The sequence below is a fragment of the Sinorhizobium sp. 22678 genome (assembly GCF_052044265.1).
GTDB lineage: Bacteria > Pseudomonadota > Alphaproteobacteria > Rhizobiales > Rhizobiaceae > Sinorhizobium > Sinorhizobium meliloti_A.
The window spans coordinates 271,788-284,026 of the sequence record NZ_JBQEMS010000002.1; the positions used below are offsets into that span (position 1 = coordinate 271,788).

Genomic DNA, 12,239 nt, shown 5'->3' on the forward strand with positions numbered 1-12,239 from the left:
CTCATGCTGCACTCCTTCGTGCGCCCATCTTGTCGACCGCGTGCAAAATCACCGTATGATCGCGCTTGAAGATCTTCCCGATAACGGGCGTTGAAAGGTCTCTGCGCTCCTCATAGACGGCGACCATGCAGAGATGCCGAGGCTTGATGAGGTCTCTCGTGCGCCGGATACCAACGATTTCGTCCCAGGTGACGCCGGGGAAATCCTTCAGCACCTCCGCGACGATGACGGCGACCGGCCGTTTTGGGGCGACGAACATCCCGCTTTCATCCAATGTAGCGAGCATTTCAGCCTGAGCTATGATCCGTGCGTCCCTGTCCGAAACATCAAGCTCAAGCTCGCGAATGCGCCTGTCACGTTCGGCGACATCGGACATGAGCTTGGCGACCTTCTCTCGCAGAACCGAAACAGCGTCTCGCTCCTTCTCTAGGTCGGCGCGCCTGACCGTGGTCTTCGGGTTCAGCAGCCGCGCCCGCACAGATTGGTAGGCTTCGTGCTGTCTCATTAGTTCAGGCTGCGCTTGCATTTCTCGTCTCCTTATTCTCAGCGGACCCGATAGGCCCGTAAATCTCTCCGGTGCTCCAATGCCAGACAGAGCCAACAGGGAGCCGCTTCTGCTTTGCCATCTCGGCGAACCGCTCGAATGTCACTGCTTCTGCGAGGAGTGCGCGTCGTTCTCTGCGGGCTCTTTCGCGTTGGATTTCGCGCCAGTCCTTCATTGCGCTTTATCCAGAGAAGCCATGACTATCTCCGAATAAGCCTCCCTCCCCGCCTCGGTCAGCAAATAGACCTTCGGGTTAAACCTAGTGACGACGGCCAGCCCTTTGAGCTTAACGAGTGATTCAAGAGCGGAACGCGCGGCCGAGCCGCACAGGTATTTCCCTGATGGATTAGGCCCCTCCGCTATCTCGCGTACGGTTCCCTGAAACCCTCTTTCAACAAGTCGCTCGATTGCTCTCTTTTGGTTCCATGTCAGATTCATTGCACCGTCCTCCCGATCACGCCCTCAGCCCTCAGCTTCGCTACCATCTGGCGGCGGCGTTCTGCTTCCTCTGGGGAGATGGGCTCTGGAGGGGATACGATCTCGGCCCTGCCGTAGTTCGCGCCATACGTCGGACGCTGTACGCGAGCCTGTGCGGGCTCCCACTCGTCATCCCAGCATTCGCCGTTCAGCCAGGTAGCCGGGTGCTTGAAGTCGATCTTCTCGGGCTTCTTGGCGACGTATTCGGTTATCGCCTTGAGCATGCTTTCGAGAGTGGTTTTCTTGATAGCCTTGTCGAAGGCCTTGCGGGCAGCGCCCTTGGCTACTCGGCGGGGATAGCCGCGCCAGAATGCCTCGAATTGTTCTTCCTTCGTCATCTCATCCCTCATACCGCTGGATCAGAACTGCGCACGGCGGGCCATCTGCACGCCACTCATAGGAAAGCCGCCGCACGTATTTGTTGCTGTCGTCTTCGATAATCCCGGCCTTCACGAGCACATCGCAAACGGCCTTGTCACAGTTGCCGGCATCCCGAGCGCGCTTGTCTGGCGCCACGAGGCCGACCGAAATGCTTACCTCTCCCTTGATCGGCTGCACTCTCTGCGCCTTGATCATCCATAGGGCTTCGTTCTGCCATGCTTTGTAGCGGCCGGTGGGTACACGGCCACGGCCTGGCACGTTCGTGAAGCAGGCGTGAAGCGGAACGGGAAAGGGCAATTCAATTCGCGTCATTCCGTCCCTCTTCGAGTTCGCGCCGCATCACAGCCTCAAGCGATTTCGCATAGTCCGAGCGTATGTCGGACAGCATCTCCATCTTCTCCCGCTGGACGGCGTTGCCTGTCGTGCCTATGCGGGTGCGGAGACCGGTGATTTCGGCGTCGAGGAAACTGATTTTCTCGGGAACACGGAGGGGCATTAGGCGGCCTCTTGATTAAGCAGGTCAGCCGCGGCGTGGGGGTCGTCCACCTGCCGAATTGCGGGAAGCCATATCAGCATGTTCTCCCGGCGGCCGATGACGACGACGCGCTTACCCATACCGAGCGCGATCCCCGTCTCCACGAACTTCCCGCCTGGATACCGATCCGGACCGGCGACAAGAACGAGGGCGTCACTGCGAGCAACGTCGTCAAAATCATCCTGAGCGATACCGGCGCGCTCGCTCTCGTCGTGCTGATCGGTGGGCTTGAAATCGGTGTATATCCACCCGCTTGTGATTTCGTGGCCGGAGTAACCGAGGACTAAGGCGACGTAATGGGCCGCCCAGCGGCAATGTGCTGCTACGTAGATTTTCATTCTTCGCTGCTCCAAAGTGGTGGGTTGCCGAACACGACTGGGCCACTCGCCAATTCGCTGCGGAGTTCGGCCATTGCTTCATCAACGATGTCCAACCATTCGGAACGGTAGCGCCCGCCCTCATAGCCCTTCTCTTTGATGTACGCCCGCACGGCGTCGGCGGCTTGCTCCAAGGTCACGCTGCGTCCTCCATGTCCATCTCCGCTAGTGCGCATAGGAAGTCACAAGCCGGGGCTATCGGGTTCGTGACCGGCCAATCAGCCGGGATTTCGTCTATGAAGATCCGCTCGTCATTGATGCGAGCGAGGCGCGCACCTATGCGGCGTGACCGCTCGACCATCGCCGCGAAGCGATCAGGGAACCGAAGGCGGAACAGAGACCAGTAATCCGGAGACGTGGCCTTGACGCACCCCGTCTGCAAGCAATTGGCATTCGGGAAGCCCATGGCGTAGGTGCGCGGCGGCTCAATGCCAGCTCGGATCAGCATACCGAGAGCAGATGCCTTTGTGATGCCCGCCTCAATCAAAGGCGCTTTAACGCGAAGCTCTGGGTAGTTCGCCTTCAGACGGGCGAAGCGCTCGATATCGAGCCTGTCGGCCGTGTACCCGAAGACGTGGATGTCTGTCGGGCGTTGGAACGCCAGCCTAGGGCCTATCTTCATTTCGGTAGTGCACGGCGCGCCTTTCGTGCTCGACATGAATTTGCGATCTTCCCAAACGTCGACAACCGTCTCGTATTCGTCTGAGCGTAACAGGACGACAGGCGCATTCAGCCAACGGACGCAATCGGCTTCAAAGCGGTGGTTGTCCTCGTCCTCGTTGTTCGTCTCGCAGCGGACAAGGAGGGCGTCTGGATTATTCCGAAGCTCGATCCTAGCGGCGATGATGCTGGCAGCTCCCTGCGAGACCCAGCAAAGCGTTCTCGGTTCAGCCACCGTTTTCTCCTTCATCCTTCAATTCCGGAGCGATGTACTCGGCCCAGTCAAGACGCTCTCCTGCGACGCGCTGCCACCGACGTCTCAGCCTTAGCCGCATCGAAAGAGGCAATTTGCGCATCCAGCGTAGCCAGACGGGCACGTAGTTCTCGTTGTTCACGCTTGGTCTCCTCGATTACTGCAAGCCGCAGTGCGTCCATTTCCTCGGCGTCAATCCTTCGCGCCGTGCCTTCCCAGATAGACCTAGCCCGCCTCTGGGTAAAATCCTTGTTCACGAGGCGCTGAACGAACTTGCACGCCTCGAAGAAAACGTTGTCGAGCTTGCCGTAGCGGCGGAGCGGGAAAGCATCCCTCAACAAGCCTTGTGCTACAAAAACGTCACTCATTGACTTACCTTTGTTGACCTTCTGAGCCTTGGGACGAGATCCCAAGCTTGTGTCGTCGGTTCCAAGCATCTTGTCGCTTCCCTGTGCGATTGTTCTCCTCGTTGAAGGAGACAAACCGAATGCACAGGACGTTCACACTTCACACTGAGGAACCGGCGGGCGTTTCAGGCGCCAACCAGGAAGACGCCGCGGTTCCGTTCATTTCGCTCGGAGAAGCTTCCCAGGCTGTAGTGATGCGCCTGCAGGTGAAGCTCCCGAGAATTAAGGTTGCGAGTCCCCATCGACGTGGGAGGGGAACGGACGGGGACTCGCTATAGTCACCGGGGAGGAGGAGCGGCGACTATTCTTGTTTCGGAGGAGCCGGGAGGGGCATCCAATGCGTGGGGAAAACCTGCTCGGACAGATGGCCCATGTTCTCCATCCAGCAATCAGAACCGCCATCGGCCATCGAGTAGTATCCTTGGAATACGGGCGGATCACACTCTGGGTCGAACAGGATTACATCCGTCCAATCGCGCGGCGCCGTATCTATCGGCTGCCACTCACTCACTTGCCAGCCCTCACGCTAACCGGCGCCCAAAGCTCATCTGCCTTGGTCTGCGCCTTTTCGTGATCGACGGGCGCGAAACCTGCCTGCTTCCATACCTCGCAGCAGAACGCGTAAGTGCCGCAGCCGAGGAACATGCCGTTTACGAGAACCAGGAATGACCAGCCAAGAAATGCAGGGAGGTCGAGAATGATTTGCTCACCCATTTTGTGCTCCTTCATGGATCCAGGCCCAAGAGCGCTGATTGTGAATGCAGTAGATCGCGTACCGGGTGACCCCGAATTCAGCCGCGATTTCGGTCTGACGTTTCACCCCCTTGAGGCGCCAGATCTCGCGCGCTTCGCGCTCGGTGAGTTTTGCTTGCAAGTGCCTCTCACCTCGGAGACTGGTGCCGTGAGCAACCCTGTCCAACTGGTTCTCGGAGCGGGTCTTCCATTCGAGATGGTTCGGGTTCACGCAGCCGAGATGGCCGTTACCGCAGGAGTGCGCGGCCTCGTGCCTGTCAGTCGGCGGCTCGCCCTTAACCAACTTGCAGACAAGGCGATGGGGTGTGATCGGCTTACGGTCGACCATTACCTGCCCTCTGCCGTGGCTTCCCCTGTTGTAGGGCCAGAGGAGGCAATCATCTCCGGAGAATGGAACTGCCACCTCATGCACGAACCTCAGCAGAGACCCGACAGGCGTACCGCCTCCGAGAGGGTCGCCGTGTTTGCGAAGGCGTTGATAGTGAGAACTGCAGAAACCTCTGCACCCGCTGGCGCAAGGATGCGCGTTCTTACCGCACCCCTCTACGGAGCATAAAATGAACATGTCATCCATTCCGTGCCTCCTTGCCGCAGAGGCGCTCGAATTCGGAGTGGTCACGATCAATCACACCGTGAAGGCAGCGATACGCGTCGCGAATGGCGCGCGCGTCGTGGAGTGCGTTGTGTGGAATGAGGCTGTCGTACCGGTCGATCAGGACCAGCTCTGCCTTGCAGGCATATCCGACGCTCTCATTGTGGTCCTTGCCGCCGAACATGGCGAAGAAGTGCACGATGTCGGTGTACCAGTCCGCGACGATGGTCGGGTTTCTGAACCGGCTCATGAAGGCGAGGAAGCTCTCTCGGAAGGCCTCTCCGCTGACTGGCTCTGCGTTCAGTACCGGGACCACGTTGTCTTTAACCCACGGCACTACTACATCGGGCAAGGGCAGAACTTCGTACCACTCGTCGCCAAACTCGGAGACGATGGCCATGGACATGAGTTCGCCGCCGAACCCGTTGAACTCGGTATCTACGAACAGCCTCATATCGACCTCCGGAGGTTCCTGTGAGCCCCGTCGTCGGCAAGTCCGGAACCCCGAGCGCGCCAGTCTTTGGCGCTGACGAGGAAAACGTCTCGCTCCTGACAAAACCGGTTGAACCTTCCCTCTTCCGCCTTCTTTCGATCACGAGCATCTTGGGCGCGCTTTGCGGCGCTGGCTTTCTGCGCAGCACTCTTGAAGGCCTCGACGCCCTGTTCGCGAATTAGGTGGACGAGATGAGGGAAGCTCTTGGAGAGGTGCACTGCGCCCTTATCTCTGCGGAAATTGAACCGATGAGCGCCTTGTCGCACCGCATCTGCAGACTTCCCGAGAACATCACCTATCTCCTCCGCAGAGCAGAGAGCCTCCCACATAGACTTGAGCGTATCCTTCTGCTCGTCAGTCCAATTATTGGAGCGGTTAGATGCCTGCTCGTCCCACGTCGCCCATTTGCAATTGCTCGGCTCGTAGTCCCCGTCATTGTCGATACGCTCAAGGGTATGAGCGTCGGACGGGCGTGGCCCCATGTCGGCATAGAAGTTAAGAAAATCATCCAGCCACCGGTCGCAGACCTTGATCCCTCGCCCGCCGTATCTTTCCCAGGCCCCACTCTTAGGGTTGGTGCATCTCTGGATCATTCCGGCGCGAACCTTGTACTCGGGCCAATCGCAGATCCGCAGATATTGTTTGTCGCTTTTCATTGCGCGACCTCCATCCTTGCTCTCGGAGTCCTGCGCATACCTTCGTACAGATCGGGTCGAAGGACTTGCCTCGGGATCCCCGTGGCCGCTTCGATCGCTATCAACTTGTCAGCAGGGACAATGGCCCACTGCTTGATCGCGGCTGGCGTAATCGCCAGAGCGTCAGCCAATCTTGAAAGGCGGCCCCTTTCGGCCTTGAGGTATGTGAGAAGCGTTTCCATGAGCCGTTTATAGTACGGCTACAGTTGTAGTGCAACTATTATTTTTAGTCTCACTATGTGGCTTTTGGATTGGCGAGAGAGCAAAGTCGGCGCATGGAAGGGAATCAAATGCTTAGGCCAAAGGCGAAACCAATCCGGCACTATGTGCGGGAGTGGCGAAAGTACCGTGGCCTGACGCAGGAGCGTCTGGCGGAGCGGACGCCTTTCACGACTGGCGCGATATCCCAGCTCGAAACTGGGCGCACTAAATACACCCAGGATATGCTCGAAGCCTTAGCCGAGGCACTGCAATGCACGCCAGCAGACCTGCTAATGCGCGATCCGCTGAGAGAGGGCTCCGTCTGGTCTATCGAGGACCAGCTAAAGCGCGCGACGCCAGAACGACGGAGCCAAATAATCGCAGTCGTAGAGACGCTTCTGAAAACAGGCTAGATCCTGAAGGCCACCACGACCAACGGACATCGCTCGTCTTCTGGGTTGTAGGTTATTTCAAGGCTTTTTAGGTCTGGCAATTCGCGGCGAATAACTGCCTCGATCTGCTCCGTCATGGACTGAAGGCGCTCGGAATGAGCAACCTTCGGCGACGCCACGACTGCACCTGCAGCCGCGAGCGTAAAAAATTCCCGTCTATTCATAATTTTGAAATTTCCCCTGCCGTCACCCCGTGTGAGCGCGAGGAAAGCTAATCAGATATAAGCCTTTTGTGCTATATCTTTTGATGCATTAGAAATACGTCATATACTTTTCGGCATTTAAACCGCAGGTTTCGCCCACTCACCACTTGGTAGAAATTTTGGAATATTCGCTACAAAAACCATGCGTATTTGAGTGGTCCTTCGACAAGTCTGATGGCTCGGAGTCAGCCGGTCTAGGCCAGTTGGCCTATTGTGGCGAGAAAATGGCCGCCTATTTCTACGATCACTTTTTCGTGAAGAACGCCACCGGCGATGCATCGACCCTGGAGACCATTGAGTTCAATTTTTAGACTCAAGATATACGGTCTATATAATTATCTAAGATAAGAATATATAAAGACCATATATCTATGAGTTCAATTTTTAAACTCAATCACTTCGGAGGCGTCCACTCCGACTCACCGTCGAAGGGCATCGAGTAGTGGTTCCCCTCGGCGTGATACGTTGTCACGTCCAGGAACCCAGCCGCCTTTAGTTCCTTGATGGCCTTGGCTAGTGTTGCCCGGCTCATGTGCGCGTTGTCGCATAGCCAGTCATAGCTCGGCTTCACGCTTTCCCGCTCATCTGCCTGCAGGAACGTTCCGAACAACAGGCCGACGCGAACGGCGGCCGCGCCGAGCTTCTCGCTTCTGGCTAGAGCGTAGAGCCAAGAGACCCTGTTTCGGTTCCAAGTGGCGACGTAATCATCCATGCGCCATTGATACACGACGAAAAATAATAGCGCCACTAAAAAATAGTTGCACTACAGTTGTAGCGGTGCTATAACCATCCTCATCGAAAGCAACCACGAAGACGCCCCGGCAGATCTGGTTGCCTCACTCAAACGGAGGAATGAGAGATGGAACTGGCGCTAAACGAAATCAACTTGGCGAAGAATGCAGGCCAGCAGTTCATCGTTCCGGCAATGTTCGCGAAGCAGTTCGGTCTGTCTGTCTCAAACGCAGCTTTCCGCGCCGCCGACATGACCGGCTACACGAAGCGCGGCTCCGTCTGGTTCAAGGGTTGAGCGAGATGGGGATAGGCAATTTCCGAGACGCGAACGGTGAGGCGATCCAGCCTTACTACGCTGCCTTCATGATCGAGAAAGGATACCGGACCCCAGCTGAGGCTGCGGCGCTCTACCGCAACCAGACGGAATACATGCTCTGGATCAGCCACAGGTGGAGCGAGTTTGAGGGGGCTAAAGGCATCCGACATGAAGACCGCCCCTTCTATCGAGAAGAATTCAACATGTGGATTGCCGAGCGGGCTCTGGACCATCAGGCCCGGAACCACGTCGAGGCCGCATGATCCCCTTCGGCATCCCGCACACAGCGGCGGGATATCGAAATGGATGAACGGCAACCGGCTGGTTGCCTCACTCAAACGGAGGAAGCGGAAATGCAAGCCAAGCTCATTTTCATCCCGGCGAGCACCCCGAACGTCACAGGCTTTAACCGAGCCCGCAAAAATGCAGCTCACTACCGCATCGACATAGACGGCGTGCCGAAGGTCACCGGCAGCAAGGATGAATGCCTCACTTGGTTCAAGGGCGCCTGCGACCGGCACCGCAACGACACCGGCAATGATCTGGCCGTCGATTGCGATTGGGAGACGGCGCGATGAGTGAGCGTACTCCCGGAACGTGGCGTCAGGACAGGGATTACCCGTGGATCATCGTTTCCGATGAGTTCGGGCAGGTCATGTCGGCCGAGAGCGAAGCCGACGCCGCTTACATTGTCTCGCTGGCTGCTCAGAACGAGTGGCTGAAAGATCGCCTCGCATTCCTGCAACTGCCAGCAATCCGCGCGGGAGAGCGCGAGAAGTGGCTTGTTGAGTGCGGCATGCCTCCAGCAGCCTCATCCCCCTCCTCTGCTGGAGGGAAAGACCAATGAGCACACAGTCCAAGGTTTATAAGAGAATGCTCGAAAAGTCTGAGTTCGAGTTTTCAGACCTTCACATCGGCCTTCCCGACGAAGGGTACCGTGTCGCCGATAGGACTCTCCAGAGGCTCCGCAAGCGCGGCTACGCATCCTTTCGAAAGGAGGGGAGGAAATTCTTCTGGTCCCTTTCAGAGGATGGGAAGGCGGCCGTTGAAGGCAAGCTCAATATCGAACCCACTGAGGACTGACCCCCCTTCGGCATCCGCCCTTCACTGCGGCGGATATCGAAAGTGATCCACAGGAGTAACCAACATGGCAATGCTCGACATCAAATCCCTCATGCACTCTCGGATAGACGAAATGTTCGCGACCATCAGCGGGCAAGCGTCGGACGAAGACTGCCAGTTCGCCCTTAAGCGCTACCTCGGCAGCAATTACAACGACCTCGCCTCTCTGAGCTTCTGGCTCGGCTGCAACGCAGAGGTATTCCAGAGGGAAGCAGTTCCTGCCGCTGATCTGGTGGACGATGCGTATTTCGAGCTGATGAGAGAGCGCGAGTTCGAAGCGCCTACCCGCTCCGCCGTCTATTCCACAATGAACCGAGAGCAGCAGTTCGGCTCGGTCGTAGAGGGGGCGAGGCTGTGAGTGAGAACAGATGGGTCGTCGGCTGGGGTAATGGCGTTTCCGGGCCGACCACACCGAGCATCGACGGACCAACTGTGGCCGGTCGGCAGTGGGAATTCGGGATCGTCACCATGGGTATCGAAACGATCGCGATCTTCCCGAACCAAGTCGACCGCACTACCGGAGAACAGATCCACGGTAGCGGAGACGAAACGGCAGCCATTGTCGTTAGGGCCGTCAATGGGCGAGCCGATCTGATCGCCGCCCTTCAGGAATGTGAAGACTACTTCGACAACCGCGCCGACGCTGACTGCGATCAGGACGGCTACATCCCCAACGAAGAAATGAAACTCCTGCAGGTCGTGCGGGAAGCTCTCAAGAAGGCAGGTGCGTGATGAGCACGATCAGAGGAATTTACGGAGACGAGCCGCGAAGAGAGGGGGAATTCCCCATCGCACATATCGTCGGCTTCGACGGGGTAACGTCGATCACGGAAAGCGAAGAAAACCTCGGTGAGTATGGCATCCACTGGTTCCACGTTTGGGCGGGTGACGCCGAGAAGGCACGCATGAATGCTCGCTACGTGGCCCAAGTCGACTTTGTAAAGGCAGGTGCCTAATGCGCGCTGAGAACGAAACCCTCAAGGCAACATTGCGCATGCAGCTCGCCTACGTCCGGCACTGGCAGGAAGACGCTCGGTACAACCTGAAGCCAACGATGGATTCTTTGAAGGACTCCGAAGAGGCAATCTTGAAAGCATTGGGGCGAAAAAATGAAGATAACTAGGGAATGTTCCATCCAGGATTGTGGCAAGCCTGAGAAAGCTAAAGGTTTGTGCAGTATGCACTACTCCCGCCTGACCAGGAACGGAGACCCTCTCATCAAGCTCACCACGAAAGGGGAGCCTCAGAAATTCTACCGTGACGTTGTCCTGCCGTACGACGGCAACGAGTGCCTGGTCTGGCCTTACGCTAAGACAAAAGGATACGGCACGATGACAAAAGATGGAGAAAGAGGGATTGTTTCTCGGTTCCTCTGTGAGGATACAAAAGGGGCTCCTCCGACGCCCAAACATGAAGCCGCACACTCCTGCGGTAATGGTAAATTCGGCTGTGTCACCAAACGTCATATTTCTTGGAAGACCCCAGCCGAGAACCAAGCTGACCGTCTAGCTCACGGAACCCACAACCGTGGCGAGCGCTGCGGCACGTCCAAATTAACAGAGCGGGAAGCTCGCGAAATCCTTTCGCTGAAAGGCAAAGAGTCTCAGCGCTCTATAGCGAAGAGGTTCGGCATCATTCAGCAGACGGTTTCTCAAATCCATAGCAAGAAGACTTGGGCGTGGCTTTCCGCGGAAGAGGCGATCAACTCCGCCCTGTCCCGCACTCGCAGTCTGGAGGCGGCAGAATGAGCACGCACACTCCCGGACCTTGGGCCGTTACGTCAGTCTCCATGAACACCGGAAACATCAGCGTGGGGCATCGCGATCTGCGCATCGTAATCGCCGAAGTGACCAACGCTGCGTCTTTCGGGGACATGCTGGCCGGCGCAATGAAGCGCGGCGGAGGCGGATTTGAACAAGACGACTGCCACACGCAATTAGCGAACGCCCGCCTGATCGCCGCCGCTCCTGATCTGCTGGAAGCGCTGAAATACGCGCGCCGCTTCCTTCGCGGTCTCGACCATGACGTTGATTATGTCGATGGCGTTATCGCCAAAGCGGAGGGCCGTCAATGAAACGCCTCCTTCGCCACCCGATCACGGAGTTTGCCTGCTTCATCGTCATTTCGGGCGCCCTTCTATTCGAAGCAACATGGGTACTGACACGATGAGCTATCCGACACCCGACCAGCTCCGAGCCCACGCAAAGCACGCCCGCCAGATGGCCGGCGAATACCGCGCCGAGGGCAACCACGTGATGGCCGACCGCCGCGAGGCTGATGCGGATTTCTACGAGGAAATCTGCGCTCGCGAAGAATGGCGCATCGAATGCGAACGCGCAGAACACCACACGGAGGCAGCATAATGGCGCTCGATCCCCGCATTGAATCCGTCCGTGAGAAATACGGGCTGGCGAAGGAAGACTTCTGGCAGATCCCGCAAAACAAGCAGTGGGTTTGCAAGCACGCCGCCCTTGAGGTGGTCGCCACCAAGGCGAATGTCGAATGGCAGTCGCCTCAGATCATCCAGGCTGACACGAACGGCGGCATTGCCGTGCTCGTCGCCACCGGGAAGATGGGAACCCGCATCGAGTGGGCAACCGGCGAAGCAAGCCCGAAAAACAATAAAAACAGCTATCCGTGGGCGATGGCCGAAAAGCGCGCCAAGGATCGCGTCGTTCTCAAGCTCGTTGGCATTCACGGCCTCGTCTATTCCGAAGATGAAGCGGACGACTTCAAGGCTCCTGCCGAGCCCCGCGCCGATCTGCCGGCTCCCGCCAACGACAAGCCCAAGTCAAGCGCCTCTCTCAAGCGAGACGGCACATTCGAGCGCATCCGCCATGAGCTAGCTCAGGACATGCTCGATGTCAGCACGTTCACCCAATTCGAGACGATCAAGGAGCACTACCGCGCCGAAGCCAAGAAGAAAGGGTGGAACCAAGCGTTCCTGTTCGGTCTCTCCGAGCTTTTCGGCGGCTACGAGGCAGAACTTCAAAAGCGCATCGAACTTGAGAACGCACAACAATCGCCGCTGATGGCTGGAGAGTGA

The 12,239-nt window shown here is 57.5% G+C and carries 31 protein-coding genes; 14 read left to right on the forward strand and 17 right to left on the reverse strand.

Features of this window, described 5'->3' with window-relative positions:
• Window position 1: 1 nt before the first annotated feature.
• The 15 genes from ACTJKL_RS04720 to ACTJKL_RS04790 form a co-directional block, all read right to left on the reverse strand.
• Window positions 2-526 (reverse strand): helix-turn-helix domain-containing protein, encoded by a 525-nt coding sequence (locus ACTJKL_RS04720; RefSeq protein WP_440852290.1) that lies wholly within the window; start codon window positions 524-526, stop codon window positions 2-4.
• Between the two features lie 189 nt (window positions 527-715).
• The gene (locus ACTJKL_RS04725; protein WP_440852291.1) at window positions 716-982 is read right to left on the reverse strand and encodes a hypothetical protein; all 267 of its coding nucleotides are present in this window, start codon (window positions 980-982) and stop codon (window positions 716-718) included.
• Window positions 979-1,359: an LvrA C-terminal domain-related protein gene (locus tag ACTJKL_RS04730; RefSeq protein WP_440852292.1), complete on the reverse strand. Its 381-nt coding sequence runs from the start codon at window positions 1,357-1,359 to the stop codon at window positions 979-981. The genes ACTJKL_RS04725 and ACTJKL_RS04730 overlap by 4 nt, the downstream gene beginning before the upstream one ends.
• A 1-nt stretch (window position 1,360) precedes the next feature.
• Window positions 1,361-1,714 (reverse strand): RusA family crossover junction endodeoxyribonuclease, encoded by a 354-nt coding sequence (locus ACTJKL_RS04735; protein ID WP_440852293.1) that lies wholly within the window; start codon window positions 1,712-1,714, stop codon window positions 1,361-1,363.
• Window positions 1,701-1,898, reverse strand: a complete 198-nt coding sequence (locus ACTJKL_RS04740) for a hypothetical protein (RefSeq protein ID WP_440852294.1) — start codon at window positions 1,896-1,898, stop codon at window positions 1,701-1,703. Before ACTJKL_RS04740 ends, ACTJKL_RS04735 begins: the two co-directional genes overlap by 14 nt.
• Window positions 1,898-2,275 carry a hypothetical protein gene (locus tag ACTJKL_RS04745; protein WP_440852295.1) on the reverse strand — a complete coding sequence of 126 codons (378 nt, stop codon included), beginning with the start codon at window positions 2,273-2,275 and terminating at the stop codon, window positions 1,898-1,900. Before ACTJKL_RS04745 ends, ACTJKL_RS04740 begins: the two co-directional genes overlap by 1 nt.
• On the reverse strand, window positions 2,272-2,454 hold the full coding sequence (locus ACTJKL_RS04750) for a hypothetical protein (RefSeq protein WP_440852296.1): 183 nt from the start codon (window positions 2,452-2,454) through the stop codon (window positions 2,272-2,274). The genes ACTJKL_RS04745 and ACTJKL_RS04750 overlap by 4 nt, the downstream gene beginning before the upstream one ends.
• Complete coding sequence (locus tag ACTJKL_RS04755; protein ID WP_440852297.1) at window positions 2,451-3,224, reverse strand: hypothetical protein; 774 nt, start codon at window positions 3,222-3,224, stop codon at window positions 2,451-2,453. The genes ACTJKL_RS04750 and ACTJKL_RS04755 overlap by 4 nt, the downstream gene beginning before the upstream one ends.
• Window positions 3,225-3,256: 32 nt before the next feature.
• Window positions 3,257-3,664, reverse strand: a complete 408-nt coding sequence (locus ACTJKL_RS04760; RefSeq protein ID WP_440852298.1) for a hypothetical protein — start codon at window positions 3,662-3,664, stop codon at window positions 3,257-3,259.
• A 271-nt stretch (window positions 3,665-3,935) separates the two neighbouring features.
• A complete protein-coding gene (locus ACTJKL_RS04765; RefSeq protein WP_440852299.1) occupies window positions 3,936-4,043 on the reverse strand; it encodes a hypothetical protein in 108 nt (35 codons plus the stop codon).
• A 98-nt stretch (window positions 4,044-4,141) separates the two neighbouring features.
• Complete coding sequence (locus tag ACTJKL_RS04770) at window positions 4,142-4,348, reverse strand: hypothetical protein (RefSeq protein ID WP_440852300.1); 207 nt, start codon at window positions 4,346-4,348, stop codon at window positions 4,142-4,144.
• Complete coding sequence (locus ACTJKL_RS04775) at window positions 4,341-4,715, reverse strand: HNH endonuclease (RefSeq protein WP_440852301.1); 375 nt, start codon at window positions 4,713-4,715, stop codon at window positions 4,341-4,343. Before ACTJKL_RS04775 ends, ACTJKL_RS04770 begins: the two co-directional genes overlap by 8 nt.
• 238 nt (window positions 4,716-4,953) lie before the next feature.
• Entirely contained in the window at window positions 4,954-5,433 is a 480-nt protein-coding gene (locus tag ACTJKL_RS04780; RefSeq protein ID WP_440852302.1) for a hypothetical protein, read from the reverse strand.
• Complete coding sequence (locus tag ACTJKL_RS04785; RefSeq protein ID WP_440852303.1) at window positions 5,430-6,128, reverse strand: hypothetical protein; 699 nt, start codon at window positions 6,126-6,128, stop codon at window positions 5,430-5,432. The genes ACTJKL_RS04780 and ACTJKL_RS04785 overlap by 4 nt, the downstream gene beginning before the upstream one ends.
• Window positions 6,125-6,349, reverse strand: coding sequence for a YdaS family helix-turn-helix protein (locus ACTJKL_RS04790; RefSeq protein ID WP_440852304.1), 225 nt, complete (start codon window positions 6,347-6,349; stop codon window positions 6,125-6,127). Before ACTJKL_RS04790 ends, ACTJKL_RS04785 begins: the two co-directional genes overlap by 4 nt.
• A 108-nt stretch (window positions 6,350-6,457) precedes the next feature.
• On the opposite strand from ACTJKL_RS04790, the gene ACTJKL_RS04795 reads away from it, so the two are divergent.
• The gene (locus tag ACTJKL_RS04795) at window positions 6,458-6,781 is read left to right on the forward strand and encodes a helix-turn-helix domain-containing protein (RefSeq protein WP_440852393.1); all 324 of its coding nucleotides are present in this window, start codon (window positions 6,458-6,460) and stop codon (window positions 6,779-6,781) included.
• Here ACTJKL_RS04795 and ACTJKL_RS04800 read toward each other — a convergent pair.
• Together ACTJKL_RS04800 and ACTJKL_RS04805 are read right to left on the reverse strand one after the other, a co-directional pair.
• The gene (locus tag ACTJKL_RS04800) at window positions 6,778-6,984 is read right to left on the reverse strand and encodes a hypothetical protein (protein WP_440852305.1); all 207 of its coding nucleotides are present in this window, start codon (window positions 6,982-6,984) and stop codon (window positions 6,778-6,780) included. The two genes, ACTJKL_RS04795 and ACTJKL_RS04800, sit on opposite strands and share 4 nt — an antisense overlap.
• A gap of 433 nt (window positions 6,985-7,417) precedes the next feature.
• The gene (locus tag ACTJKL_RS04805; protein WP_440852306.1) at window positions 7,418-7,735 is read right to left on the reverse strand and encodes a hypothetical protein; all 318 of its coding nucleotides are present in this window, start codon (window positions 7,733-7,735) and stop codon (window positions 7,418-7,420) included.
• A gap of 147 nt (window positions 7,736-7,882) precedes the next feature.
• On the opposite strand from ACTJKL_RS04805, the gene ACTJKL_RS04810 reads away from it, so the two are divergent.
• The 13 genes from ACTJKL_RS04810 (at window position 7,883) to ACTJKL_RS04870 (ending at window position 12,239) form a co-directional block, all read left to right on the forward strand.
• A complete protein-coding gene (locus ACTJKL_RS04810) occupies window positions 7,883-8,050 on the forward strand; it encodes a hypothetical protein (RefSeq protein WP_440852307.1) in 168 nt (55 codons plus the stop codon).
• A gap of 5 nt (window positions 8,051-8,055) precedes the next feature.
• Entirely contained in the window at window positions 8,056-8,334 is a 279-nt protein-coding gene (locus ACTJKL_RS04815) for a hypothetical protein (RefSeq protein WP_440852308.1), read from the forward strand.
• A 39-nt stretch (window positions 8,335-8,373) separates the two neighbouring features.
• Window positions 8,374-8,649, forward strand: a complete 276-nt coding sequence (locus ACTJKL_RS04820) for a hypothetical protein (protein ID WP_440852309.1) — start codon at window positions 8,374-8,376, stop codon at window positions 8,647-8,649.
• A complete protein-coding gene (locus ACTJKL_RS04825; RefSeq protein WP_440852310.1) occupies window positions 8,646-8,918 on the forward strand; it encodes a hypothetical protein in 273 nt (90 codons plus the stop codon). Before ACTJKL_RS04820 ends, ACTJKL_RS04825 begins: the two co-directional genes overlap by 4 nt.
• Window positions 8,915-9,154 carry a hypothetical protein gene (locus ACTJKL_RS04830; protein ID WP_440852311.1) on the forward strand — a complete coding sequence of 80 codons (240 nt, stop codon included), beginning with the start codon at window positions 8,915-8,917 and terminating at the stop codon, window positions 9,152-9,154. Before ACTJKL_RS04825 ends, ACTJKL_RS04830 begins: the two co-directional genes overlap by 4 nt.
• 64 nt (window positions 9,155-9,218) lie before the next feature.
• The gene (locus ACTJKL_RS04835; protein WP_440852312.1) at window positions 9,219-9,551 is read left to right on the forward strand and encodes a hypothetical protein; all 333 of its coding nucleotides are present in this window, start codon (window positions 9,219-9,221) and stop codon (window positions 9,549-9,551) included.
• Window positions 9,548-9,925: a hypothetical protein gene (locus ACTJKL_RS04840; protein WP_440852313.1), complete on the forward strand. Its 378-nt coding sequence runs from the start codon at window positions 9,548-9,550 to the stop codon at window positions 9,923-9,925. The genes ACTJKL_RS04835 and ACTJKL_RS04840 overlap by 4 nt, the downstream gene beginning before the upstream one ends.
• Window positions 9,925-10,149 (forward strand): hypothetical protein, encoded by a 225-nt coding sequence (locus ACTJKL_RS04845; protein ID WP_440852314.1) that lies wholly within the window; start codon window positions 9,925-9,927, stop codon window positions 10,147-10,149. The genes ACTJKL_RS04840 and ACTJKL_RS04845 overlap by 1 nt, the downstream gene beginning before the upstream one ends.
• Window positions 10,149-10,316: a hypothetical protein gene (locus ACTJKL_RS04850; RefSeq protein WP_440852315.1), complete on the forward strand. Its 168-nt coding sequence runs from the start codon at window positions 10,149-10,151 to the stop codon at window positions 10,314-10,316. The genes ACTJKL_RS04845 and ACTJKL_RS04850 overlap by 1 nt, the downstream gene beginning before the upstream one ends.
• Window positions 10,317-10,524: 208 nt before the next feature.
• Window positions 10,525-10,941 (forward strand): hypothetical protein, encoded by a 417-nt coding sequence (locus ACTJKL_RS04855; protein WP_440852316.1) that lies wholly within the window; start codon window positions 10,525-10,527, stop codon window positions 10,939-10,941.
• On the forward strand, window positions 10,938-11,267 hold the full coding sequence (locus ACTJKL_RS04860) for an XkdD/Y8K6 family phage-associated protein (RefSeq protein ID WP_440852317.1): 330 nt from the start codon (window positions 10,938-10,940) through the stop codon (window positions 11,265-11,267). Before ACTJKL_RS04855 ends, ACTJKL_RS04860 begins: the two co-directional genes overlap by 4 nt.
• Window positions 11,268-11,343: 76 nt before the next feature.
• Window positions 11,344-11,556 (forward strand): hypothetical protein, encoded by a 213-nt coding sequence (locus ACTJKL_RS04865; RefSeq protein WP_440852318.1) that lies wholly within the window; start codon window positions 11,344-11,346, stop codon window positions 11,554-11,556.
• A complete protein-coding gene (locus tag ACTJKL_RS04870) occupies window positions 11,556-12,239 on the forward strand; it encodes a hypothetical protein (RefSeq protein ID WP_440852319.1) in 684 nt (227 codons plus the stop codon). Before ACTJKL_RS04865 ends, ACTJKL_RS04870 begins: the two co-directional genes overlap by 1 nt.

What these genes read in the sequence shown, in the direction of transcription:
- ACTJKL_RS04720 (WP_440852290.1), bottom strand. Translation starts at nt 526, where the DNA reads ATGCAAGCGCAGCCTGAACTAATGAGACAGCACGAAGCCTACCAATCT.
- ACTJKL_RS04725 (WP_440852291.1), bottom strand. Translation starts at nt 982, where the DNA reads ATGAATCTGACATGGAACCAAAAGAGAGCAATCGAGCGACTTGTTGAA.
- ACTJKL_RS04730 (WP_440852292.1), bottom strand. Translation starts at nt 1,359, where the DNA reads ATGACGAAGGAAGAACAATTCGAGGCATTCTGGCGCGGCTATCCCCGC.
- ACTJKL_RS04735 (WP_440852293.1), bottom strand. Translation starts at nt 1,714, where the DNA reads ATGACGCGAATTGAATTGCCCTTTCCCGTTCCGCTTCACGCCTGCTTC.
- ACTJKL_RS04740 (WP_440852294.1), bottom strand. Translation starts at nt 1,898, where the DNA reads ATGCCCCTCCGTGTTCCCGAGAAAATCAGTTTCCTCGACGCCGAAATC.
- ACTJKL_RS04745 (WP_440852295.1), bottom strand. Translation starts at nt 2,275, where the DNA reads ATGAAAATCTACGTAGCAGCACATTGCCGCTGGGCGGCCCATTACGTC.
- ACTJKL_RS04755 (WP_440852297.1), bottom strand. Translation starts at nt 3,224, where the DNA reads ATGAAGGAGAAAACGGTGGCTGAACCGAGAACGCTTTGCTGGGTCTCG.
- ACTJKL_RS04760 (WP_440852298.1), bottom strand. Translation starts at nt 3,664, where the DNA reads ATGCTTGGAACCGACGACACAAGCTTGGGATCTCGTCCCAAGGCTCAG.
- ACTJKL_RS04765 (WP_440852299.1), bottom strand. Translation starts at nt 4,043, where the DNA reads ATGGCCGATGGCGGTTCTGATTGCTGGATGGAGAACATGGGCCATCTG.
- ACTJKL_RS04770 (WP_440852300.1), bottom strand. Translation starts at nt 4,348, where the DNA reads ATGGGTGAGCAAATCATTCTCGACCTCCCTGCATTTCTTGGCTGGTCA.
- ACTJKL_RS04775 (WP_440852301.1), bottom strand. Translation starts at nt 4,715, where the DNA reads ATGGTCGACCGTAAGCCGATCACACCCCATCGCCTTGTCTGCAAGTTG.
- ACTJKL_RS04780 (WP_440852302.1), bottom strand. Translation starts at nt 5,433, where the DNA reads ATGAGGCTGTTCGTAGATACCGAGTTCAACGGGTTCGGCGGCGAACTC.
- ACTJKL_RS04785 (WP_440852303.1), bottom strand. Translation starts at nt 6,128, where the DNA reads ATGAAAAGCGACAAACAATATCTGCGGATCTGCGATTGGCCCGAGTAC.
- ACTJKL_RS04790 (WP_440852304.1), bottom strand. Translation starts at nt 6,349, where the DNA reads ATGGAAACGCTTCTCACATACCTCAAGGCCGAAAGGGGCCGCCTTTCA.
- ACTJKL_RS04795 (WP_440852393.1), top strand. Translation starts at nt 6,458, where the DNA reads ATGCTTAGGCCAAAGGCGAAACCAATCCGGCACTATGTGCGGGAGTGG.
- ACTJKL_RS04800 (WP_440852305.1), bottom strand. Translation starts at nt 6,984, where the DNA reads ATGAATAGACGGGAATTTTTTACGCTCGCGGCTGCAGGTGCAGTCGTG.
- ACTJKL_RS04805 (WP_440852306.1), bottom strand. Translation starts at nt 7,735, where the DNA reads ATGGATGATTACGTCGCCACTTGGAACCGAAACAGGGTCTCTTGGCTC.
- ACTJKL_RS04810 (WP_440852307.1), top strand. Translation starts at nt 7,883, where the DNA reads ATGGAACTGGCGCTAAACGAAATCAACTTGGCGAAGAATGCAGGCCAG.
- ACTJKL_RS04815 (WP_440852308.1), top strand. Translation starts at nt 8,056, where the DNA reads ATGGGGATAGGCAATTTCCGAGACGCGAACGGTGAGGCGATCCAGCCT.
- ACTJKL_RS04820 (WP_440852309.1), top strand. Translation starts at nt 8,374, where the DNA reads ATGGATGAACGGCAACCGGCTGGTTGCCTCACTCAAACGGAGGAAGCG.
- ACTJKL_RS04825 (WP_440852310.1), top strand. Translation starts at nt 8,646, where the DNA reads ATGAGTGAGCGTACTCCCGGAACGTGGCGTCAGGACAGGGATTACCCG.
- ACTJKL_RS04830 (WP_440852311.1), top strand. Translation starts at nt 8,915, where the DNA reads ATGAGCACACAGTCCAAGGTTTATAAGAGAATGCTCGAAAAGTCTGAG.
- ACTJKL_RS04835 (WP_440852312.1), top strand. Translation starts at nt 9,219, where the DNA reads ATGGCAATGCTCGACATCAAATCCCTCATGCACTCTCGGATAGACGAA.
- ACTJKL_RS04845 (WP_440852314.1), top strand. Translation starts at nt 9,925, where the DNA reads ATGAGCACGATCAGAGGAATTTACGGAGACGAGCCGCGAAGAGAGGGG.
- ACTJKL_RS04850 (WP_440852315.1), top strand. Translation starts at nt 10,149, where the DNA reads ATGCGCGCTGAGAACGAAACCCTCAAGGCAACATTGCGCATGCAGCTC.
- ACTJKL_RS04855 (WP_440852316.1), top strand. Translation starts at nt 10,525, where the DNA reads ATGACAAAAGATGGAGAAAGAGGGATTGTTTCTCGGTTCCTCTGTGAG.
- ACTJKL_RS04860 (WP_440852317.1), top strand. Translation starts at nt 10,938, where the DNA reads ATGAGCACGCACACTCCCGGACCTTGGGCCGTTACGTCAGTCTCCATG.
- ACTJKL_RS04865 (WP_440852318.1), top strand. Translation starts at nt 11,344, where the DNA reads ATGGGTACTGACACGATGAGCTATCCGACACCCGACCAGCTCCGAGCC.
- ACTJKL_RS04870 (WP_440852319.1), top strand. Translation starts at nt 11,556, where the DNA reads ATGGCGCTCGATCCCCGCATTGAATCCGTCCGTGAGAAATACGGGCTG.